The following is a 21,408-nucleotide window of genomic DNA, read 5'->3' as shown; positions in this document are numbered from 1 at the left end:
GTCTGGTCACGTTTTAGCTCTTGAAAAGGGGTTTTATCATGACCACAGGTTATAGAAAGGACGCTGTCTGACCCGCAAGCAGACCGGAGGAAGGAAACAATAAGAACAGCATGTGGGCGTTATTCATGGTAAGAAATGTGAAAAAACAAAGACCTGTCAATCTGGATCTGCAAACGATCCGGTTCCCAATCACAGCGATAGCGTCCATTCTCCATCGCGTTTCCGGTGTGATCACCTTCGTGGCGGTCGGGATTCTGCTTTGGTTGCTGGGCACCAGCCTTTCCTCTCCAGAAGGTTTCCTCGTTGCGTCTTCCATCATGGATAGCTTCTTTGTGAAGTTCATCATGTGGGGCATCCTGACCGCGCTGGCATACCACGCCGTTGTCGGTATCCGCCACCTGTTGATGGATTTTGGCTACCTGGAAGAAACCCTCGAAGTAGGGACACGCTCCGCTAAGATTTCTTTTGTTATTACTGTCGTGCTTTCACTTCTCGCAGGAGTCCTCGTATGGTAAGCAACGCCTCAGCACTGGGACGCAACGGCGTACATGACTTCATTCTGGTTCGTGCTACCGCCATCGTTCTGACCCTTTACATCATCTACATGGTCGGCTTTTTTGCCACCACCGGTGAAATTTCCTGGGAAGTCTGGACGGGCTTTTTCTCCTCCGCATTCACTAAAGTCTTCACCCTGTTAGCCCTCGTGTCCATTCTGATTCACGCCTGGATCGGGATGTGGCAGGTGTTGACGGACTACGTTAAACCGCTGGCTGTACGCTTAATTCTGCAACTGGTTATCGTTGTTGCGCTGGTGGCTTACGTTCTTTATGGATTTGTTGTGGTGTGGGGTGTGTGATGAAATTGCCTGTCAGAGAATTTGATGCAGTTGTGATTGGTGCCGGTGGCGCAGGTATGCGCGCGGCGCTGCAAATTTCCCAGAGCGGCCAGACCTGTGCGCTGCTCTCTAAAGTGTTCCCTACCCGTTCCCATACCGTTTCCGCGCAGGGTGGCATCACCGTGGCGCTCGGTAATACCCATGAAGATAACTGGGAATGGCATATGTATGACACGGTGAAAGGCTCCGATTATATCGGTGACCAGGACGCCATCGAATATATGTGTAAGACCGGCCCGGAAGCGATTCTGGAGCTTGACCATATGGGGCTGCCGTTCTCCCGCCTGGAGAATGGCACCATTTATCAGCGTCCGTTTGGCGGCCAGTCGAAAAACTTCGGCGGCGAACAGGCGGCACGTACCGCTGCGGCGGCTGACCGTACCGGTCACGCGCTGCTGCATACCCTTTATCAGCAGAACCTGAAAAACCACACCACCATTTTCTCCGAGTGGTATGCACTGGATCTGGTGAAAAACGCCGATGGCGCGGTGGTAGGTTGTACCGCGCTGTGTATCGAGACCGGTGAAGTGGTTTACTTCAAAGCCCGTGCGACCGTGCTGGCAACCGGCGGCGCAGGCCGTATCTACCAGTCCACAACTAACGCCCACATCAACACCGGTGACGGCGTCGGGATGGCGATTCGCGCCGGCGTGCCGGTGCAGGATATGGAAATGTGGCAGTTCCACCCGACCGGTATCGCCGGTGCGGGGGTTCTGGTGACAGAAGGCTGCCGCGGCGAAGGCGGTTATCTGCTGAACAAACACGGCGAGCGCTTTATGGAGCGTTATGCCCCGAATGCGAAAGACCTGGCGGGTCGTGACGTGGTGGCGCGTTCCATCATGATCGAAATCCGTGAAGGTCGCGGCTGTGACGGCCCGTGGGGCCCGCATGCGAAGCTGAAACTGGACCACCTGGGGAAAGAGGTTCTGGAATCCCGTCTGCCGGGCATCCTGGAGCTTTCACGTACCTTCGCCCACGTCGACCCGGTGAAAGAGCCGATTCCGGTTATCCCAACCTGCCACTACATGATGGGCGGTATTCCGACCAAAGTGACCGGTCAGGCGCTGACCGTGAACGAGCAGGGCGAAGACGTGGTGATTCCTGGCCTGTTCGCCGTCGGCGAAATTGCCTGCGTATCGGTCCACGGCGCGAACCGTCTGGGCGGCAACTCCCTGCTTGACCTGGTGGTGTTCGGTCGTGCGGTCGGTCTGCATCTGCAGGAGTCGATTGCCGAGCAGGGCGATCTGCTTGACGCGACCGAAGCCGAAATCGACGCGTCCCTTGAACGTCTGAACCGCTGGAACGGTAACCGTAACGGCGAAGATCCGGTGGAAATCCGCAAAGCGCTGCAAGAGTGTATGCAGCATAACTTCTCGGTATTCCGCGAAGGCGATGCGATGGCCAAAGGGCTTGAGCAGCTGAAAGCGATCCGCGAGCGCCTGAAAAATGCGCGCCTGGATGACACCTCCAGCGAGTTCAACACCCAGCGCGTTGAGTGCCTGGAGCTGGATAACCTGATGGAAACTGCCTATGCCACCGCGGTTTCTGCAAACTTCCGTACCGAAAGCCGCGGCGCGCATAGCCGCTTCGACTTCCCGGATCGTGATGACGAAAACTGGCTGTGCCATTCCCTGTATCTGCCAGAGTCGGAATCCATGACGCGTCGTAGCGTCAACATGGAACCGAAACTGCGTCCGGCATTCCCGCCGAAGATTCGTACTTATTAATGCGGAGACAGGAAAATGAAACTAGAGTTTTCAATTTATCGTTATAACCCGGACGTTGACGATGCTCCGCGCATGCAGGATTACACCCTCGAAGCGGAAGAAGGTCGTGACATGATGCTGCTGGATGCCCTGATGCAGCTGAAAGAAAAAGACCCGTCGCTCTCATTTCGTCGTTCCTGCCGTGAAGGGGTCTGTGGCTCCGACGGTCTGAACATGAACGGTAAGAACGGTCTGGCGTGTATCACGCCGATCTCCGCGCTGAATCAGCCGGGTAAGAAAATTGTCATCCGTCCGCTGCCCGGTTTGCCGGTTATCCGCGATTTGGTTGTAGACATGGGGCAATTCTATGCACAATATGAGAAGATTAAGCCTTACTTGTTGAATAATGGGCAAAATCCTCCGGCTCGCGAGCATCTGCAGAAGCCAGAGCAGCGCGAAAAACTCGATGGTCTGTACGAGTGTATTCTTTGCGCATGTTGTTCAACCTCTTGTCCGTCGTTCTGGTGGAATCCGGACAAGTTTATCGGCCCGGCAGGTCTGCTGGCTGCGTATCGTTTCCTGATTGACAGCCGCGATACCGAAACCGACAGCCGTCTGGAAGGGTTAAGCGATGCTTTCAGCGTATTCCGCTGTCACAGCATCATGAACTGCGTCAGTGTATGTCCGAAAGGGCTTAACCCGACGCGCGCCATCGGCCATATTAAGTCGATGCTGCTGCAGCGCAGTGCGTAAGTAACCCGGTCTGTCCCGGATGGCGCTATCGCTTATCCGGGCTACCCGAAGCAGTAGCCCCGGCAGCGTTTGTGCCGCCGGGAAATGAATACCCTAAATAATTCGAGTTACAGGAAGGCGGCGACGCCGCGAATCCCCAGGAGCTTACTCAAGCTTAAGTGACTGGGGTGAGTGAGGAAAGCCAACGCACATGTAACTTGAAGTATGAAGGGGATGGCAGGAAATCTTTAAAAACCGCCAAATATGTACCAGTAATCAAGGCGTTCAGAGCGAGGTAAGGCGGCAACTGAACGCATCCCAGGGAGCATAGTGAACTATGTGATCGGGGTAAGTGAAGGCAGCTAACGCAACCGCAGCCTGAACGCCGAAGATTAATGGCAGTTTTTAAAGGTTCCTTCGCGGATGCAGAAGCCACAACTCGTCCGCAACAAGTGAACCCCGGCACGTACAATTGCTGTGCGTGGTAGTTTCTACGGCGAAATAAGCATATAAATGCTTAAGGGATCACGATGCAGAACGGCGCAATGAAAGCCTGGCTGGACTCTTCTTACCTCTCTGGTTCGAACCAGAGCTGGATAGAACAGCTCTATGAAGACTTCTTAACCGATCCTGACTCTGTTGACGCCAACTGGCGTTCTATGTTCCAGCAGTTACCTGGCACCGGAGTCAAACCGGATCAATTTCATTCGAAAACGCGTGATTATTTCCGTCGACTGGCGAAGGATGCCTCACGTTACACTTCTTCGATTTCCGACCCTGATACCAATGTGAAGCAGGTTAAAGTCCTGCAGCTCATCAACGCATATCGCTTCCGTGGTCACCAGCATGCGAATCTCGATCCGCTGGGACTGTGGAAGCAAGAGAGAGTGGCGGATCTCGATCCTGCATACCACGATCTGACCGAGGCCGATTTCCAGGAAAGCTATAACGTAGGTTCATTTGCTATCGGCAAAGATACGATGAAACTGGGCGAGCTGATTGCCGCGCTCAAACAAACCTACTGCGGCGCTATCGGCGCGGAATACATGCACATCACCTCTACCGAAGAGAAACGCTGGATTCAGCAGCGTATTGAGTCGGTAGCAGGGAAAGCCAGCTTTACCGCTGACGAGAAGAAACGTTTCCTGACCGAGCTGACAGCAGCCGAAGGCCTGGAACGTTACCTCGGCGCGAAATTCCCGGGCGCCAAACGCTTCTCGCTGGAAGGCGGCGATGCGCTGATCCCGATGCTCAAAGAGATGATCCGTCACGCTGGCAAAAGCGGCACCCGTGAAGTGGTGCTCGGCATGGCGCACCGCGGTCGTCTGAATGTGCTGGTTAACGTTCTGGGCAAAAAACCGCAGGACCTGTTCGACGAGTTCGCGGGCAAGCATAAAGAACACCTCGGCACCGGTGACGTGAAGTATCACATGGGCTTCTCTTCTGACATGGAAACCGAAGGCGGCCTGGTGCACCTGGCGCTGGCGTTTAACCCGTCACACCTCGAAATCGTCAGCCCGGTGGTTATCGGGTCGGTTCGCGCGCGTCTCGATCGTCTCGACGAGCCGAGCAGCAATAAAGTGCTGCCGATTACTATCCACGGCGACGCCGCAGTGACGGGTCAGGGCGTGGTTCAGGAAACCCTGAACATGTCCAAGGCGCGTGGCTACGAAGTGGGCGGAACCGTACGTATCGTTATCAACAACCAGGTGGGCTTCACTACCTCGAACCCGCTGGATGCGCGCTCCACGCCATACTGCACCGATATCGGTAAAATGGTTCAGGCGCCGATCTTCCACGTGAACGCGGACGATCCGGAAGCCGTTGCTTTCGTTACCCGCCTGGCGCTGGATTTCCGTAATACCTTCAAACGCGATGTCTTCATCGACCTGGTGTGCTACCGCCGTCACGGCCATAACGAAGCCGACGAGCCGAGCGCAACGCAGCCGCTGATGTATCAGAAAATCAAAAAACATCCGACCCCGCGCAAAATCTACGCCGACAAACTTGAGCAGGACAAAGTGTCGACCCTGGAAGATGCGACCGAACTGGTTAACCTCTATCGTGATGCGCTGGATGCCGGCGAATGCGTGGTTGAGGAATGGCGTCCGATGAACCTGCATTCCTTTACCTGGTCACCGTACCTCAACCACGAGTGGGATGAGAGCTACCCGAGTAAAGTCGAGATGAAACGTCTGCAGGAGCTGGCTAAACGCATCAGCACCGTGCCGGACAGCATTGAAATGCAGTCTCGCGTGGCGAAGATTTATGGCGATCGCCAGGCGATGGCCGCCGGCGAGAAGCTGTTCGACTGGGGTGCGGCGGAAAACCTGGCTTACGCCACGCTGGTTGATGAAGGGATTCCGATTCGCCTGTCCGGTGAAGACTCCGGTCGCGGTACGTTCTTCCACCGCCATTCCGTGATTCATAACCAGGTGAACGGTTCGACCTACACGCCACTGCAGCATGTGCATAACGGCCAGGAGCATTTCAAAGTCTGGGACTCCGTGCTTTCTGAAGAAGCGGTGCTGGCGTTCGAATACGGCTACGCCACTGCGGAACCGCGCACCCTGACTATCTGGGAAGCGCAGTTTGGTGACTTTGCTAACGGCGCTCAGGTGGTGATCGATCAGTTCATCAGCTCCGGCGAGCAGAAGTGGGGCCGGATGTGTGGCCTGGTCATGCTGCTGCCGCACGGCTACGAAGGCCAGGGCCCGGAGCACTCCTCCGCGCGTCTGGAACGCTATCTGCAGCTGTGTGCTGAACAGAATATGCAGGTTTGTGTGCCATCGACTCCGGCTCAGGTTTACCACATGCTGCGTCGTCAGGCGCTGCGCGGTATGCGTCGTCCGCTGGTGGTGATGTCGCCGAAATCTCTGCTGCGCCATCCGCTGGCGGTCTCCAGCCTGGACGAACTGGCGAACGGCACCTTCCTGCCGGCCATCGGTGAAATCGATGACCTCGACCCGAAAGCGGTGAAGCGTGTTGTCCTGTGCTCTGGTAAGGTTTATTACGATCTGCTGGAACAACGCCGTAAGAACGACCAAAAAGATGTCGCTATCGTGCGTATAGAGCAGCTCTATCCGTTCCCGCATCAGGCGGTACAGGAAGCGCTGAAGCCTTACGCTCACGTGCATGATTTTGTCTGGTGCCAGGAAGAACCGCTCAACCAGGGCGCGTGGTACTGCAGCCAGCATCACTTCCGCGAAGTGATTCCGTTTGGGGCCTCTCTGCGTTACGCAGGCCGCCCGGCCTCCGCCTCTCCGGCGGTAGGGTATATGTCCGTTCACCAGAAACAGCAACAAGATCTGGTCAATGACGCGCTGAACGTCGATTAATTAAAGGATACATAATGAGTAGCGTAGATATTCTGGTTCCCGATCTGCCTGAGTCCGTAGCTGACGCGACGGTTGCGACCTGGCATAAAAAACCGGGCGATAGCGTCCAGCGTGATGAAGTGCTGGTGGAAATCGAAACTGACAAAGTGGTACTGGAAGTACCGGCTTCAGCGGACGGCATTCTGGATGCAGTGCTGGAAGACGAAGGTGCAACCGTACTTTCTCGCCAGATCCTCGGTCGCCTGCGTGAAGGCAACAGCGCGGGTAAAGAGTCCGCGGCGAAAGCCGACGCTAAAGAGTCCACCCCGGCTCAGCGTCAGCAGGCCTCTCTGGAAGAGCAGAGCAATGATGCCCTCAGCCCGGCGATTCGCCGTCTGCTGGCTGAACACAACCTCGATGCCGCAGCCATTAAAGGCACCGGCGTCGGCGGCCGCCTGACCCGTGAAGATGTTGAGAAACATCTGGCGGCGGCACCGGCTAAAACCGAAGCCAAAGCGCCTGCCGCTGCGGCAGCACCGGTTGCGCAACTGGGCCACCGTTCTGAAAAACGCGTTCCGATGACCCGCCTGCGCAAACGTGTTGCCGAGCGTCTGCTGGAAGCGAAGAACTCCACCGCCATGCTGACGACCTTCAACGAAGTCAACATGAAGCCGATTATGGATCTGCGTAAGCAGTACGGCGATGCCTTCGAAAAACGTCACGGTATCCGTCTGGGCTTTATGTCCTTCTACGTGAAAGCCGTGGTTGAAGCGCTGAAACGCTATCCGGAAGTGAACGCCTCTATCGATGGCGATGATGTGGTGTATCACAACTACTTCGACGTTAGCATGGCGGTCTCTACGCCGCGCGGTCTGGTGACTCCGGTTCTGCGTGATGTTGACCTGCTGGGCATGGCGGATATCGAAAAGAATATTAAAGAGCTGGCAGTGAAAGGCCGTGACGGCAAGCTGACCGTAGATGACCTGACCGGCGGTAACTTCACCATTACCAACGGCGGCGTATTCGGTTCTCTGATGTCCACGCCAATCATCAACCCACCGCAGAGCGCCATTCTGGGTATGCATGCCATTAAAGATCGCCCGATGGCGGTCAATGGCAAGGTAGAAATTCTGCCAATGATGTACCTGGCGCTCTCTTACGACCACCGTCTGATCGATGGACGTGAATCGGTAGGCTTCCTGGTTGCTATCAAAGAGCTGCTGGAAGACCCGACTCGTCTGCTGCTGGACGTGTAGTCAGCAAGAGTATTACCTACCGTAGGCCGGATAAGACGTTTACGCCGCCATCCGGCGTTGATGAGATGCCTGATGGCGACGCTAGCGCGTCTTATCAGGCCTACAGGTTTAAAGATAATTATTCCCTGAAGGATGGACTGAACACATGAACTTACATGAATATCAGGCAAAACAACTGTTTGCCCGCTATGGTTTACCGGCGCCGGTGGGTTATGCCTGTACTACTCCGCGCGAAGCAGAAGAAGCCGCATCAAAAATCGGCGCGGGTCCGTGGGTAGTGAAATGTCAGGTTCACGCTGGTGGCCGCGGTAAAGCGGGCGGTGTGAAAGTAGTTAACAGTAAAGAAGACATTCGCGCATTTGCTGAGCACTGGCTGGGCAAACGCCTTGTGACCTACCAGACAGACGCCAACGGCCAGCCGGTTAACCAGATTCTGGTTGAAGCAGCGACAGATATCGCCAAAGAGCTGTATCTGGGTGCGGTTGTTGACCGTAGCTCCCGTCGTGTAGTGTTCATGGCCTCCACCGAAGGCGGCGTGGAAATCGAAAAAGTGGCGGAAGAAACCCCGCACCTGATCCACAAAATTGCGATCGATCCGCTGGCAGGCCCGATGCCTTACCAGGGACGCGAGCTGGCGTTCAAACTGGGTCTGGAAGGTAAGCAGGTTCAGCAGTTCACCAAAATCTTTATGGGTCTGGCGACTATCTTCCTGGAGCGCGACCTGGCGCTGATCGAAATTAACCCGCTGGTTATCACTAAGCAGGGCGACCTGATCTGCCTCGACGGCAAACTGGGCGCCGACGGCAATGCGCTGTTCCGCCAGCCGGATCTGCGTGAAATGCGCGACCAGTCTCAGGAAGACCCGCGTGAAGCGCAGGCTGCACAGTGGGAACTGAACTACGTTGCGCTGGACGGCAACATCGGTTGTATGGTTAACGGTGCGGGCCTGGCAATGGGCACCATGGATATCGTTAAACTGCACGGCGGCGAACCGGCTAACTTCCTCGATGTTGGCGGCGGCGCAACCAAAGAGCGCGTGACTGAAGCGTTCAAAATCATTCTTTCCGACAGCAATGTTAAAGCCGTACTGGTTAACATCTTCGGCGGTATCGTGCGTTGCGACCTGATCGCTGACGGCATCATCGGCGCGGTAGCAGAAGTTGGCGTAAACGTACCGGTTGTCGTACGTCTGGAAGGGAACAACGCCGAACTGGGCGCGAAGAAACTGGCTGACAGCGGCCTGAATATTATTGCAGCGAAAAGTCTGACGGACGCAGCACAGCAGGTTGTTGCCGCAGTGGAGGGGAAATAATGTCCATTTTAATTGATAAAAACACCAAGGTTATCTGCCAGGGCTTCACCGGTAGCCAGGGGACTTTCCACTCTGAACAAGCCATTGCTTACGGCACTCAAATGGTCGGCGGCGTTACGCCAGGCAAAGGCGGCACCACTCACCTGGGTCTGCCGGTGTTTAACACCGTGCGCGAAGCCGTTGAAGCAACCGGCGCAACCGCGACCGTTATCTACGTTCCGGCCCCGTTCTGCAAAGACTCCATCCTGGAAGCTATTGATGCGGGCATTAAGCTGATCATCACCATCACCGAAGGTATCCCGACGCTGGATATGCTGACGGTGAAAGTGAAGCTGGATGAAGCCGGCGTACGCATGATCGGCCCTAACTGCCCGGGCGTTATCACCCCAGGCGCATGCAAAATCGGCATCATGCCAGGTCACATTCATCAGCCGGGTAAAGTGGGGATCGTTTCCCGTTCCGGCACGCTGACCTATGAAGCGGTTAAGCAGACCACCGATTACGGTTTCGGCCAGTCTACCTGCGTTGGTATCGGCGGCGACCCGATCCCGGGTTCTAACTTCATCGATATCCTGAAGCTGTTCCAGGAAGACCCGCAGACCGAAGCGATCGTGATGATCGGTGAGATCGGCGGTAGCGCGGAAGAAGAAGCGGCTGCTTACATCAAAGATCACGTCACCAAGCCGGTTGTCGGTTACATCGCCGGTGTGACCGCGCCGAAAGGCAAGCGTATGGGCCACGCGGGCGCCATTATCGCAGGCGGTAAAGGCACGGCTGATGAGAAATTTGCTGCGCTGGAAGCGGCGGGCGTGAAGACCGTTCGTAGCCTGGCGGATATCGGCGAAGCGCTGAAATCAATCATTAAGTAAACCCTCTCTGCTCAAGCTGAGCAGTTAAATGTCCGATTTCGACATGGTTGGCCACCGTCAGGTGGCCTTTTTTATGCCTCTCTTTGCCGCAGTTTCAACGGTCCCCGCGGCGCACTTTTGCCGTGGCAGATCGCAGTTATCCGGAAAAACCACTTCTATTGTATTGATTTAACACCTTTTTTTAAAATAATAACCCGCTATTTTTCGGCAGAAGAGGGAATGATTCTCACTGCTATTTCTTACCTGAAAATGAAAAGATAAAAATGATGATTTAATTGATGCTGTCTATCAGGAAAAAATACTGTGAAGCGTCTAACATTAATCAGATCGCTATTTTTTTTCATACGATACGACTTAAAGTTAAATCATATTACCTATACTTCTCATATCTCTCTTTTTAGTAACCATTATTGGTATGCTTTAAACATATATTTAACATTACCTTCACCATTATTCTTTGTTGGGATACATAATTAACATGAGCGGGAAAAATTGATTTATATCAATACTTAAAGCTTGGAAAAAACCACAAAAAAACGTTAAATTGTCGCCAATCAAATTGGCCTAAATCAGGCATTTTCGCTATATATTGATCACCGTCGTAAATGTAAAACTGATTCAATAAAATCCTGTTTATTGTAAGGTTATTGCGGCGTAATATATTGGGGAATCAATTGGGTTTTTCGTTAACGTATTTGTAACCTTTGCGAGGAGCTGTTTCATCTGGCGACGAAACGGTAACGAAGCGGGATGCAAGTTATTTTGTATTGGGGCATGCGTATGAACCCGGTGTGCAGGGTTCATTCTCGGAGTCTTCATGCGATGAGCAAGGAGTCATGATGTTAGATATAGTCGAACTGTCGCGCTTACAGTTTGCCTTGACCGCGATGTACCACTTCCTTTTTGTGCCACTGACGCTCGGTATGGCGTTCCTGCTGGCCATCATGGAAACGGTTTACGTCCTTTCCGGCAAACAGATTTATAAAGATATGACCAAGTTCTGGGGCAAGTTGTTTGGTATCAACTTTGCGCTGGGTGTAGCAACCGGGTTGACCATGGAGTTCCAGTTCGGGACAAACTGGTCTTATTATTCTCACTACGTGGGCGATATCTTCGGTGCGCCTCTGGCCATTGAAGGTCTGATGGCCTTCTTCCTCGAATCTACCTTTGTAGGTCTGTTCTTCTTCGGTTGGGATCGTCTGGGCAAAGTTCAGCACATGGCGGTGACCTGGCTGGTGGCACTGGGTTCCAACTTGTCTGCATTGTGGATCCTCGTGGCGAACGGCTGGATGCAAAACCCGATCGCCTCGGATTTCAACTTTGAAACCATGCGTATGGAGATGGTCAGTTTCTCCGAGCTGGTTCTGAACCCGGTTGCGCAGGTGAAATTTGTCCATACCGTCGCATCCGGCTACGTCTGCGGCGCAATGTTCGTCCTGGGTATCAGCTCCTACTATATGCTGCGCGGTCGCGACTTCGCTTTCGCTAAACGCTCCTTTGCCATTGCTGCCAGCTTCGGTATGGCGGCGATTCTCTCCGTTATCGTGCTCGGTGATGAATCCGGTTACGAAATGGGTGACGTGCAGAAAACTAAACTTGCGGCCATCGAAGCCGAATGGGAAACACAGCCAGCTCCGGCTGCCTTTACCCTGTTTGGTATTCCGGACCAGGATGCGCAAACCAACCACTTCGCAATCCAGATTCCTTATGCGTTGGGCATTATTGCCACTCGTTCCGTGGATACGCCGGTTATTGGTCTGAAAGACCTGCTGGCACAGCACGAAGCGCGTATTCGTAACGGGATGAAAGCTTACACCCTGCTGGAAGAGCTGCGCGCAGGCTCAACCGATCAGGCTGTACGCGATGAATTCAACAGCGTGAAGAAAGATTTGGGCTACGGTCTGCTGCTGAAACGCTATACCCCGAACGTCTCTGACGCGACGGAAGCGCAGATTGCTATGGCGACGAAAGACTCTATTCCTCGCGTTGCGCCGCTGTACTTCGCGTTCCGTATTATGGTGGCCTGCGGCATCCTGATGCTCGGTATCATCGCGGCGTCGTTCTGGACCGTTATCCGTAACCAAATTGGCGAGAAGAAATGGCTGCTGCGCATTGCGCTGTACGCAATTCCTCTGCCGTGGATCGCTATCGAGTCCGGTTGGTTCGTCGCGGAATATGGTCGTCAGCCGTGGGCGATAGGTGAGGTACTGCCTACCGCGGTAGCGAACTCGTCCCTGACCGCCGGTGACCTGATCTTCTCGATGCTGCTGATTTGCGGTCTGTACACCCTGTTCCTGGTCGCGGAGCTGTATCTGATGTTCAAATTCGCACGCCGTGGACCAAGCAGCCTGAAAACCGGTCGCTACCACTACGAGCAGTCTTCCACGACTACTCAGCCGGCACGCTAAGACAGGAGTCGTCAAATGATCGATTATGAAGTATTGCGTTTTATCTGGTGGCTACTGATCGGTGTTCTGCTGATTGGTTTCGCCGTCACCGATGGCTTCGACATGGGGGTGGGCATGCTCACCCGTTTCCTCGGTCGTAATGACACCGAGCGTCGAATCATGATTAACTCCATCGCTCCGCACTGGGACGGAAACCAGGTGTGGCTGATCACCGCCGGCGGCGCACTGTTTGCTGCCTGGCCGACGGTCTATGCCGCCGCGTTCTCCGGCTTCTATGTGGCGATGATTCTGGTGCTGGCCGCTTTGTTCTTCCGTCCGGTGGGTTTTGACTACCGCTCGAAGATTGAAGATACCCGCTGGCGCAACATGTGGGACTGGGGCATCTTCATCGGTAGCTTCGTTCCGCCGCTGGTGATTGGCGTGGCGTTCGGGAACCTGCTGCAGGGCGTACCGTTCCATATGGATGAATATATGCGCCTGTACTACACCGGTAATTTCTTCCAGCTGCTCAACCCGTTTGGTCTGCTGGCCGGTATTGTTAGCGTGGCGATGATTCTGACGCAGGGGGCTACCTACCTGCAGATGCGTACCGTTGGTGAGCTGCACCTGCGTGCCCGCACGACCTCTCAGGTTGCGGCACTGGTGACGCTGGTTTGCTTCCTGCTGGCCGGTGTCTGGGTGGTATACGGGATCGACGGTTATGTGGTCACCTCGGCTATCGACCACTCTGCGCCATCTAACCCGCTGACCAAAGAAGTGACTCGTCAGGCTGGTGCATGGTTGGTGAACTTCAATAATATGCCTTCGCTGTGGGCTATCCCGGCACTGGGCGTGGTATTGCCGCTGCTGACTATCCTGACCTCGCGGATGGAGAAGGGCGCTCTGGCGTTTATCTTCTCTTCTCTGACGCTGGCCTGCATCATTCTGACCGCCGGGATTGCGATGTTCCCGTTCATCATGCCGTCCAGCACGATGATGAACGTTAGTCTGACCATGTGGGATTCAACCTCCAGCCAAAGAACGCTGAACCTGATGACCTACGTGGCGATTGTCTTCGTGCCGATTATTCTGGGTTACACCACCTGGTGTTACTGGAAGATGTTCGGTCGCATTACCCGCGAAGACATCGAAAAGAACACCCACTCGTTGTATTAAGGTAAGGAGCTAGATATGTGGTATTTCGCATGGATTTTGGGAACGCTTCTTGCCTGTGCCTTTGGGGTTATCACCGCGTTAGCGCTTGAGCACGTGGAAAGCACCAAAGCAGGTAAAGAAGAACACTGATGAGTAAAATTATCGCGACCCTTTACGCGATAATGGATAAGCGCCCGTTAAGGGCGCTTTCCCTATTGATGGCACTGCTGTTGGCGGGCTGCATTTTCTGGGATCCGTCGCGCTTTGCGGCAAAGACCAGTGAGCTGGAGATCTGGCACGGCTTCTTGCTGATGTGGGCCGTGTGCGCCGGGGTTATTCACGGCGTGGGCTTCCGTCCGCATGCCATTCACTGGCAAGGGATTTTTTGTCCACTTATCGCTGATATTGTACTCATCACGGGGCTGTTTTTTTTCTTCTTTTGAAAGAGAAGAGAATAAGAGAACTCTGTTAACCTCATGGGCTTGCATAAGCCCATAAAAATTTACTCGCTGTTTACTTTCCCCCATTCCAAACCACGTTCCCCGCGCGTATAGTAGCGAAGTTTGAAAGCACTAATCTTTTTTTGCATTACCGGGATGTAAAGTGAATACAACGCTGTTTCGATGGCCGGTTCGTGTCTACTATGAAGATACCGATGCCGGTGGTGTGGTTTACCACGCCAGTTACGTCGCTTTTTATGAAAGAGCACGCACAGAGATGCTGCGCCACCATCACTTCAGTCAGCAGGTTTTGCTGGCTGAACGAGTTGCCTTCGTGGTTCGCAAAATGACGCTGGAATATTTTGCGCCCGCCAGACTCGACGACATGCTCGAAATCCAGACGGAAATCACCTCGATGAGAGGTACCTCTTTGGTTTTCACGCAGCGAATCGTCAACGCAGAGAATACAGTTTTGAACGAAGCTGAGGTTCTCATTGTGTGCGTTGATCCACTCTTAATGAAGCCTCGTGCGCTTCCCAAGTCTATTGTCGCGGAGTTTAAGCAGTGACTGACATGAATATCCTTGATTTGTTCCTGAAGGCGAGCCTTCTGGTTAAACTTATCATGTTGATTTTGATTGGTTTTTCTATCGCTTCCTGGGCCATTATTATTCAGAGAACGCGCATCCTCAACACGGCAAGCCGCGAGGCGGAAGCCTTTGAAGACAAGTTCTGGTCGGGTATTGAGCTTTCTCGCCTGTATCAGGAGAGCCAGGGGCGTCGCGATAACCTGGTGGGATCGGAACAAATTTTCTACAGCGGTTTCAAAGAGTTTGCTCGTCTGCATCGCGCAAACAGCCATGCGCCAGAAGCGGTGGTTGAAGGGGCGTCGCGCGCCATGCGCATCTCGATGAACCGTGAGATCGAGACGCTGGAGACGCACATTCCGTTCCTCGGAACCGTGGGGTCCATCAGCCCGTACATCGGCCTGTTCGGTACCGTCTGGGGGATCATGCATGCCTTTATCGCACTTGGTGCGGTGAAACAGGCGACTCTGCAGATGGTTGCACCGGGTATCGCAGAAGCGCTGATCGCCACGGCAATCGGTCTGTTTGCGGCAATTCCGGCGGTTATGGCCTACAACCGTTTGAACCAGCGTGTGAACAAACTTGAACTGAACTATGACAACTTTATGGAAGAGTTCACCGCGATTCTGCACCGTCAGGCGTTTACCAGCAGCGAAAGCAATAAGGGGTAAGCCATGGCCAGAGCACGTGGACGCGGACGTCGCGAACTGAAGTCCGAGATCAACATCGTTCCGCTGCTGGATGTCTTGTTGGTGCTGTTGCTGATCTTTATGGCGACCGCGCCGATCATTACGCAGAGCGTAGAGGTCGACCTGCCGGATGCGACGGAATCACAAGCGGTCAAAAGTAATGATGAGCCGCCGGTGATTGTTGAAGTTTCCGGCGTCGGGCAGTACAGCGTAAAAGTGGGTCCGGAAACGCTGTCGCAGCTGCCGCCAGAGCAGGTTATTGCCGAAGCGAAACGCCGACTCGAAGCGAACGAGAAAACGGTGTTCCTGATCGGCGGTGCGAAAGACGTACCTTACGATGAAATTATTAAAGCGCTTAACCTGTTGCATAGCGCAGGGGTTAAATCGGTTGGCTTAATGACCAAGCCTATTTAATCGCTTCGGATATGTGCGCCCGCCGGACCGCTGGCTGCGAGAATAACAGACTCGTGGCCGGCGAGAGTAGCGGGGACAGGCGAACAGTTTTTGGGAACCGATAGTGTCAAAGGCAACCGAACAAAACGACAAGCTTAAACGAGCGATCATAGTTTCAGTCGCGCTGCACATCATTCTGATCGCGCTGCTGATCTGGAGTTCGTTCGACGAGCATCTGGATGCCTCAGCCGGCGGCGGCGGAGGTTCTTCCATTGATGCGGTGATGGTTGATCCTGGGGCGGTGGTGAATAATTACAACCGCCAGCAGCAGCAGCAGGCCAGCTCGCGCCGTGCCGCCGAGCAGCGCGAAAAGCAGGCTCAGCAGCAGGCTGAAGAACTGCGTGAAAAGCAGGCCGCTGAGCAGGAGCGTCTGAAGCAGCTTGAGCAGGATCGTCTGCAGGCGCAGGAAGCGGCTAAGCAAGCGAAGGAAGAGCAGAAGCAGGCTGAAGAAGCGGCGGCGAAAGCGGCGGCAGCGGCGAAAGCCAAAGCGGATTCTCAGGCGAAAGAAGCACAGGAAGCGGCAGCGAAAGCCGCTGCTGACGCGAAAGCGAAGGCAGACGCGCAGGCTAAAGCGGCGGAAGCTGCGGCAGCGAAGGCCGCAGCCGATGCGAAGAAACAGGCAGAAGCCGAAGCGGCGAAAGCTGCGGCGGATGCCCAGAAGAAAGCCGAAGCCGATGCGGCGAAGAAAGCGCAGCAGCAGGCTGAGAAGAAAGCCCAGCAGGAAGCCGCTAAGCAGGCCGCGGCTGAGAAAGCTGCTGCGGAAAAAGCCGCTGAGAAAGCAGCAGAAAAAGCAGCGGCGCAAAAAGCCGCCTCTGAGAAAGCGGCAGCAGAAAAGGCCGCCGCAGCAGAGAAAGCCGCCGCGGAGAAAGCGGAAAAAGCTGCCGCAGCGAAAGCCGCAGCAGCGGAAAAAGCCGCAGCCGATAAAGCCGCCAAGGCTGCTGCAGCTAAGGCCGCCGCAGCGAAAGCCGCGGCAGCGAAAAAAGCCGCGGCAGCGAAAGATGCTGATGGCGTAGACGACCTGCTCGGCGATCTGAGTTCAGGTAAGAATGCGCCTAAAGGTAGCACCAGCGGTAGCAATGGAGGCTCATCTCCTGCTAAAGGAAGTAAACCGGGGCAGGGGGGCGCGTCTCAGGCTGAGATTGCCAGTTATATTTCGCAGGTTCAGGCGGCGATTAAAGGGCATCTCTATGACTGGGACACGTACAAAGGTAAAACATGTACGTTACGCGTGAACCTGGCTCAGGACGGGACGTTATTGAGCGTGAAGTCGGAGGGAGGCGATCCTGCTTTCTGTCAGCAGATGCTGGCGGCAACCAGCCGGATGAGCAAGTTCCCGAAACCGCCTTCTCAGGCTGTGTATGAGACGTTCAAAAATGCACCACTGGACTTCAAACCGCAGTGATGTGTTTCCCGGCGCGAGCGGGGGAACACAATCCAGGGCTGACGCCGGGTTTTGGTAGTTTTGTGTATTTGAGTTTGTTAACATTCTGCTAAATTATCGTGGGCTTTCCGTCCGGATAAGGGAGATATGATGAAGCAGGCATTACGAGTAGCGTTTGGTTTTTTAATGCTGTGGGCGGCGGTGCTGCACGCAGAAGTACGTATCGAGATCACCCAGGGGGTGGACTCGGCGCGCCCGATCGGTGTTGTACCGTTCCAGTGGGCAGGGCCGGGTGCCGCGCCTGAAGATATTGGCGGTGTCGTTGCGGCTGACCTGCGTAACAGCGGTAAGTTCAACCCACTGGATCGCTCGCGTCTGCCTCAGCAACCGGGGACGGCACAAGAGGTTCAACCTGCGGCATGGTCTGCGCTGGGTATTGATGCGGTGGTTGTCGGTCAGGTGACCGGGAACCCTGACGGATCGTACAACGTGGCTTACCAGCTGGTTGATACCGGCGGTGCTCCGGGGACGATTCTGGCGCAGAACTCTTATAAGGTGACTAAACAGTACCTGCGCTATGCGGCTCACACCGCCAGCGATGCGGTATTCGAGAAGCTGACCTCTATTAAGGGCGCCTTCCGTACCCGTATTGCCTACGTTGTGCAGACTAACGGCGGCCAGTTCCCGTATGAGCTGCGCGTCTCCGACTACGATGGTTATAACCAGTTTGTTGTCCACCGTTCACCGCAGCCGCTGATGTCTCCGGCATGGTCTCCGGATGGTTCTAAACTGGCTTATGTGACCTTCGAAAGCGGTCGTTCTGCGCTGGTGGTCCAGACTCTGGCAAATGGCGCGGTGCGTCAGATAGCCTCCTTCCCGCAGCATAACGGGGCTCCGGCCTTCTCGCCGGATGGCAGCAAACTGGCATTCGCATTGTCGAAAACCGGTAGCCTGAACCTGTATGTGATGGATCTGGGTTCGGGTCAGATTCGCCAGGTGACCAATGGTCGCAGCAACAACACCGAACCAAGCTGGTTCCCGGATAGTCAGAATCTGGCCTTTACTTCCGACCAGGCTGGTCGTCCGCAGGTGTATAAAGTCAGCGTCGGCGGCGGTACTCCGCAGCGTATCTCCTGGGAAGGTTCTCAGAACCAGGATGCGGATGTCAGCAGCGACGGTAAATTTATGGTAATGGTCAGCTCGGCCAACGGTCAGCAGCACATTGCCAAACAAGATCTGGTAGCGGGTGGCGTACAAGTTCTGTCGTCAACGTTCCTGGATGAAACGCCAAGTCTGGCACCTAACGGCACTATGGTAATCTACAGCTCTTCTCAGGGGATGGGATCCGTGCTGAATCTGGTTTCTACAGATGGGCGTTTCAAAGCGCGTCTTCCGGCGACTGATGGACAGGTAAAATTCCCTGCCTGGTCTCCGTATCTGTGATAATAAATAATTGATTATTAAAGGAATCAAAGAAATGCAACTGAACAAAGTGCTGAAAGGGCTGATGATCGCTCTGCCGGTTATGGCAATCGCGGCGTGTTCTTCTAACAAGAACGCCAGCAACGACCAGAGCGGTGAAGGCATGCTGGGTGCCGGCACTGGTATGGATGCTAACGCTAACGGTGGCAACATGTCTTCCGAAGAGCAAGCTCGTCTGCAAATGCAGCAGCTGCAGCAGAACAACATCGTTTACTTCGATCTCGACAAGTACGATATCCGTTCTGACTTCGCTGCAATGCTGGATGCGCACGCTAACTTCCTGCGTAGCAACCCATCCTATAAAGTGACTGTTGAAGGTCACGCGGATGAACGCGGTACGCCGGAATACAACATCGCTCTGGGTGAGCGTCGTGCTAACGCCGTTAAGATGTATCTGCAGGGCAAAGGTGTTTCTGCTGACCAGATCTCCATCGTTTCTTACGGTAAAGAAAAACCTGCAGTACTGGGCCATGACGAAGCGGCTTACGCTAAAAACCGTCGCGCCGTACTGGTTTACTAAGAGAATTGCATGAGCAGTAACTTCAGACATCATCTGTTGAGTCTGTCGTTACTGGTTGGCATAGCGGCCCCCTGGGCCGCTTTTGCTCAGGCGCCAATCAGTAGTGTCGGCTCAGGCTCGGTCGAAGACCGGGTCACTCAACTCGAGCGTATTTCTAACGCTCACAGTCAGCTTTTAACCCAACTTCAGCAACAGCTCTCCGATAACCAGAATGATATTGACTCCCTGCGCGGCCAGATTCAGGAAAGCCAGTATCAGCTCAATCAGGTTGTCGAACGCCAGAAGCAAATTCTGTTACAGATCGACGGTCTGAGCAGCGGTGGGGCGGCGGCAGGTGCACAGCCATCGTCTTCGGCAGGCGATCAGGGTGCGGCGGCTACCGCGGCGCCAGCGGCCTCTACCGGCGCTCCTGCTTCAACCGGAGATGCAAATACGGACTACAATGCGGCTATTGCGCTGGTGAAGGATCCATCCCGCCAGGATGACGCGCTGGCAGCATTTCAGAATTTCGTCAAAAAGTACCCGGATTCAACCTATCAGCCGAACGCGAACTACTGGCTCGGTCAGTTGAATTACAATAAGGGGAAAAAAGATGATGCCGCTTACTATTTTGCTTCCGTGGTGAAGAATTACCCTAAATCCCCGAAAGCGCCTGATGCCATGTTTAAGGTCGGCGTGATTATGCAGGATAAAGGTGATACCGCGAAGGCGAAGGCTGTTTACCAACAGGTAGTCAGTAAATTCCCTGGCACCGATGGCGCGAAACAGGCTCAGAAACGTCTTAATGCCCTTGGGTGATTATGGCATGACCAGAAATCGCATTATTTCTGGTCTTGTCGCGTGAATCCTAAGCAGTCAGATGTTTTTTATCGAAATACTTGTTGCGCTGAATTCTTAAATCAGTAATATATGCCGCCGTTGCCACGGGATATCGAACAAGCCTGAAGCGACGAAAAAAGTGGGTCGTTAGCTCAGTTGGTAGAGCAGTTGACTTTTAATCAATTGGTCGCAGGTTCGAATCCTGCACGACCCACCACTAACTACCAGGGTGGAACGGTAGTAAAACGTGAAGGATAACGTTGCGTCAGCAACGGCCCACAGGGCGAGGCAAAGCCGAGTCTTCCTCCACGAACCACCGCTGACTATAGTCAGATGTAGTATCCAGCGTAGTATTGGGTGATTAGCTCAGCTGGGAGAGCACCTCCCTTACAAGGAGGGGGTCGGCGGTTCGATCCCGTCATCACCCACCACTCGGGTCGTTAGCTCAGTTGGTAGAGCAGTTGACTTTTAATCAATTGGTCGCAGGTTCGAATCCTGCACGACCCACCAATTTAACATCGAACTCAGATGTTGAACGTGAAGGATAACGTTGCGTAGCAACGGCCCACAGGGCGAGCGAAAGCGAGTCATCCTGCACGACCCACCAGTTTAAGATTGGTGACGAGTGAAAAAATTCAGGTAGTACCCGAGCGGGTCGTTAGCTCAGTTGGTAGAGCAGTTGACTTTTAATCAATTGGTCGCAGGTTCGAATCCTGCACGACCCACCACTTTAACATTGAAGTTGATGTTAAATGTGAAGGATAAGGTTACGTAGCAACGGCCCACAAGGCCAGTGAAAGCCAGTCATCCTGCACCACCCGGCATCCTGAATATTGCAAGTATTAAGTCCCGAAAGGGGTCGTTAGCTCAGTTGGTAGAGCAGTTGACTTTTAATCAATTGGTCGCAGGTTCGAATCCTGCACGACCCACCAATGTAAAAAGGCGCCCTAAAGGCGCCTTTTTGCTATGCGCAGAATTTAACGATTCGACCTGCGGCAGGTTCGAGTCGAGCAAGGCGAGACAACGGAGCCGCTGGCGGCGACGGCCTGAAGGGCGAGCAAAGCGCGTTATCCTGCACGACCCACCAATGTAAAAAGGCGCCCTAAAGGCGCCTTTTTGCTATGCGCAGAATTTAACGATTCGAACCTGCGGCAGGTTCGAGTCGAGCAAGGCGAGACAACGGAGCCGCTGGCGGCGACGGCTCGAAGGGCGAGCAAAGCGCGTTATCCTGCACGACCCACCAATGTAAAAAGGCGCCTTTTTGCTATCTGTTGTTTTCCCTCCATAAATATTAATCCTCCTTTTTTTGCCTTCAGACGACAATAAATTCCGCACGACATTTTCTGTACAATCCGCTATCTTGTTTAGCATATAAAACATCATGACCGCCGCTATGCCCTCTGAAGGCA

General features: G+C 54.2%; 19 protein-coding genes, 5 tRNA genes and 2 other RNA genes. All 26 read left to right on the top strand.

The genetic code is table 11. The features are described from left to right. Positions 1-110: 110 nt before the first annotated feature. The 26 genes from sdhC to DSD31_RS17795 all read left to right on the top strand — a co-directional run bounded on the left by sdhC (position 111) and on the right by DSD31_RS17795 (position 21,242). The gene (gene sdhC, locus DSD31_RS17920; RefSeq protein ID WP_004859662.1) at positions 111-515 is read left to right on the top strand and encodes a succinate dehydrogenase cytochrome b556 subunit; all 405 of its coding nucleotides are present in this window, start codon (positions 111-113) and stop codon (positions 513-515) included. Beyond that, on the top strand, positions 509-856 hold the full coding sequence (sdhD, locus tag DSD31_RS17915; RefSeq protein WP_004859665.1) for a succinate dehydrogenase membrane anchor subunit: 348 nt from the start codon (positions 509-511) through the stop codon (positions 854-856). The genes sdhC and sdhD overlap by 7 nt, the downstream gene beginning before the upstream one ends. Next, positions 856-2,622, top strand: a complete 1,767-nt coding sequence (sdhA, locus tag DSD31_RS17910) for a succinate dehydrogenase flavoprotein subunit (RefSeq protein ID WP_004859668.1) — start codon at positions 856-858, stop codon at positions 2,620-2,622. Before sdhD ends, sdhA begins: the two co-directional genes overlap by 1 nt. Before the next feature lie 15 nt (positions 2,623-2,637). Further along, a complete protein-coding gene (gene sdhB / locus DSD31_RS17905; RefSeq protein WP_004859670.1) occupies positions 2,638-3,354 on the top strand; it encodes a succinate dehydrogenase iron-sulfur subunit SdhB in 717 nt (238 codons plus the stop codon). A 509-nt stretch (positions 3,355-3,863) separates the two neighbouring features. Then, positions 3,864-6,671 (top strand): 2-oxoglutarate dehydrogenase E1 component, encoded by a 2,808-nt coding sequence (gene sucA, locus DSD31_RS17900; protein ID WP_004859672.1) that lies wholly within the window; start codon positions 3,864-3,866, stop codon positions 6,669-6,671. Between the two features lie 14 nt (positions 6,672-6,685). Beyond that, complete coding sequence (gene odhB / locus DSD31_RS17895) at positions 6,686-7,906, top strand: 2-oxoglutarate dehydrogenase complex dihydrolipoyllysine-residue succinyltransferase (protein ID WP_004859675.1); 1,221 nt, start codon at positions 6,686-6,688, stop codon at positions 7,904-7,906. A 145-nt stretch (positions 7,907-8,051) separates the two neighbouring features. After that, complete coding sequence (gene sucC / locus DSD31_RS17890) at positions 8,052-9,218, top strand: ADP-forming succinate--CoA ligase subunit beta (protein ID WP_004859677.1); 1,167 nt, start codon at positions 8,052-8,054, stop codon at positions 9,216-9,218. Then, complete coding sequence (gene sucD, locus DSD31_RS17885) at positions 9,218-10,087, top strand: succinate--CoA ligase subunit alpha (protein ID WP_004859678.1); 870 nt, start codon at positions 9,218-9,220, stop codon at positions 10,085-10,087. Before sucC ends, sucD begins: the two co-directional genes overlap by 1 nt. Before the next feature lie 839 nt (positions 10,088-10,926). Continuing rightward, complete coding sequence (gene cydA, locus DSD31_RS17880; protein ID WP_004859682.1) at positions 10,927-12,495, top strand: cytochrome ubiquinol oxidase subunit I; 1,569 nt, start codon at positions 10,927-10,929, stop codon at positions 12,493-12,495. A 15-nt stretch (positions 12,496-12,510) separates the two neighbouring features. After that, a complete protein-coding gene (gene cydB / locus DSD31_RS17875) occupies positions 12,511-13,650 on the top strand; it encodes a cytochrome d ubiquinol oxidase subunit II (protein WP_004859683.1) in 1,140 nt (379 codons plus the stop codon). A gap of 15 nt (positions 13,651-13,665) precedes the next feature. After that, positions 13,666-13,779, top strand: coding sequence for a cytochrome bd-I oxidase subunit CydX (gene cydX / locus DSD31_RS17870; RefSeq protein WP_004859685.1), 114 nt, complete (start codon positions 13,666-13,668; stop codon positions 13,777-13,779). Then, the gene (gene ybgE / locus DSD31_RS17865; protein WP_004859687.1) at positions 13,779-14,072 is read left to right on the top strand and encodes a cyd operon protein YbgE; all 294 of its coding nucleotides are present in this window, start codon (positions 13,779-13,781) and stop codon (positions 14,070-14,072) included. Before cydX ends, ybgE begins: the two co-directional genes overlap by 1 nt. Before the next feature lie 160 nt (positions 14,073-14,232). Then, positions 14,233-14,637, top strand: a complete 405-nt coding sequence (ybgC, locus tag DSD31_RS17860) for a tol-pal system-associated acyl-CoA thioesterase (RefSeq protein WP_004859689.1) — start codon at positions 14,233-14,235, stop codon at positions 14,635-14,637. After that, the gene (tolQ, locus tag DSD31_RS17855) at positions 14,634-15,326 is read left to right on the top strand and encodes a Tol-Pal system protein TolQ (RefSeq protein WP_004859692.1); all 693 of its coding nucleotides are present in this window, start codon (positions 14,634-14,636) and stop codon (positions 15,324-15,326) included. The genes ybgC and tolQ overlap by 4 nt, the downstream gene beginning before the upstream one ends. A 3-nt stretch (positions 15,327-15,329) precedes the next feature. Further along, positions 15,330-15,758 carry a colicin uptake protein TolR gene (gene tolR, locus DSD31_RS17850; protein ID WP_004859694.1) on the top strand — a complete coding sequence of 143 codons (429 nt, stop codon included), beginning with the start codon at positions 15,330-15,332 and terminating at the stop codon, positions 15,756-15,758. A gap of 103 nt (positions 15,759-15,861) precedes the next feature. After that, on the top strand, positions 15,862-17,199 hold the full coding sequence (gene tolA / locus DSD31_RS17845; RefSeq protein ID WP_044349716.1) for a cell envelope integrity protein TolA: 1,338 nt from the start codon (positions 15,862-15,864) through the stop codon (positions 17,197-17,199). 129 nt (positions 17,200-17,328) lie between these two features. Then, a complete protein-coding gene (gene tolB / locus DSD31_RS17840; protein WP_004859698.1) occupies positions 17,329-18,621 on the top strand; it encodes a Tol-Pal system beta propeller repeat protein TolB in 1,293 nt (430 codons plus the stop codon). 34 nt (positions 18,622-18,655) lie between these two features. After that, positions 18,656-19,180 carry a peptidoglycan-associated lipoprotein Pal gene (pal, locus tag DSD31_RS17835; RefSeq protein ID WP_004859700.1) on the top strand — a complete coding sequence of 175 codons (525 nt, stop codon included), beginning with the start codon at positions 18,656-18,658 and terminating at the stop codon, positions 19,178-19,180. A gap of 9 nt (positions 19,181-19,189) precedes the next feature. Beyond that, complete coding sequence (gene cpoB / locus DSD31_RS17830; protein WP_004859702.1) at positions 19,190-19,978, top strand: cell division protein CpoB; 789 nt, start codon at positions 19,190-19,192, stop codon at positions 19,976-19,978. A gap of 162 nt (positions 19,979-20,140) precedes the next feature. Then, positions 20,141-20,216 (top strand) — tRNA-Lys (locus DSD31_RS17825). Positions 20,217-20,354: 138 nt separating this feature from the next. Beyond that, positions 20,355-20,430 (top strand) — tRNA-Val (locus tag DSD31_RS17820). A gap of 3 nt (positions 20,431-20,433) precedes the next feature. After that, a tRNA-Lys gene (locus DSD31_RS17815) sits at positions 20,434-20,509 on the top strand. Positions 20,510-20,651: 142 nt separating this feature from the next. Then, positions 20,652-20,727 (top strand) — tRNA-Lys (locus DSD31_RS17810). Between the two features lie 128 nt (positions 20,728-20,855). Continuing rightward, positions 20,856-20,931: transfer RNA gene (locus tag DSD31_RS17805), tRNA-Lys, on the top strand. 22 nt (positions 20,932-20,953) lie between these two features. Then, a non-coding RNA gene (locus tag DSD31_RS17800) (RtT sRNA) lies at positions 20,954-21,086 on the top strand. Positions 21,087-21,108: 22 nt separating this feature from the next. Next, positions 21,109-21,242, top strand: a non-coding RNA gene (locus DSD31_RS17795) — RtT sRNA. Positions 21,243-21,408 lie beyond the last annotated feature (166 nt).

The sequence above is a fragment of the Klebsiella sp. X13 genome, assembly GCF_003323835.1.
In the GTDB taxonomy this organism is placed as follows: Bacteria; Pseudomonadota; Gammaproteobacteria; order Enterobacterales; family Enterobacteriaceae; genus Klebsiella; species Klebsiella ornithinolytica.
Note: the sequence above shows the minus strand (reverse complement) of the source record. Positions and strands in the feature narration are given on the sequence as shown.

Coding starts and splice junctions, on each gene's coding strand:
- cydX (WP_004859685.1), top strand. CDS start 13,666: ATGTGGTATTTCGCATGGATTTTGGGAACGCTTCTTGCCTGTGCCTTT.
- cydA (WP_004859682.1), top strand. CDS start 10,927: ATGTTAGATATAGTCGAACTGTCGCGCTTACAGTTTGCCTTGACCGCG.
- pal (WP_004859700.1), top strand. CDS start 18,656: ATGCAACTGAACAAAGTGCTGAAAGGGCTGATGATCGCTCTGCCGGTT.
- sdhB (WP_004859670.1), top strand. CDS start 2,638: ATGAAACTAGAGTTTTCAATTTATCGTTATAACCCGGACGTTGACGAT.
- sdhC (WP_004859662.1), top strand. CDS start 111: ATGTGGGCGTTATTCATGGTAAGAAATGTGAAAAAACAAAGACCTGTC.
- ybgE (WP_004859687.1), top strand. CDS start 13,779: ATGAGTAAAATTATCGCGACCCTTTACGCGATAATGGATAAGCGCCCG.
- odhB (WP_004859675.1), top strand. CDS start 6,686: ATGAGTAGCGTAGATATTCTGGTTCCCGATCTGCCTGAGTCCGTAGCT.
- cydB (WP_004859683.1), top strand. CDS start 12,511: ATGATCGATTATGAAGTATTGCGTTTTATCTGGTGGCTACTGATCGGT.
- cpoB (WP_004859702.1), top strand. CDS start 19,190: ATGAGCAGTAACTTCAGACATCATCTGTTGAGTCTGTCGTTACTGGTT.
- sucA (WP_004859672.1), top strand. CDS start 3,864: ATGCAGAACGGCGCAATGAAAGCCTGGCTGGACTCTTCTTACCTCTCT.
- sdhD (WP_004859665.1), top strand. CDS start 509: ATGGTAAGCAACGCCTCAGCACTGGGACGCAACGGCGTACATGACTTC.
- sucC (WP_004859677.1), top strand. CDS start 8,052: ATGAACTTACATGAATATCAGGCAAAACAACTGTTTGCCCGCTATGGT.
- tolR (WP_004859694.1), top strand. CDS start 15,330: ATGGCCAGAGCACGTGGACGCGGACGTCGCGAACTGAAGTCCGAGATC.
- sucD (WP_004859678.1), top strand. CDS start 9,218: ATGTCCATTTTAATTGATAAAAACACCAAGGTTATCTGCCAGGGCTTC.
- tolB (WP_004859698.1), top strand. CDS start 17,329: ATGAAGCAGGCATTACGAGTAGCGTTTGGTTTTTTAATGCTGTGGGCG.
- sdhA (WP_004859668.1), top strand. CDS start 856: ATGAAATTGCCTGTCAGAGAATTTGATGCAGTTGTGATTGGTGCCGGT.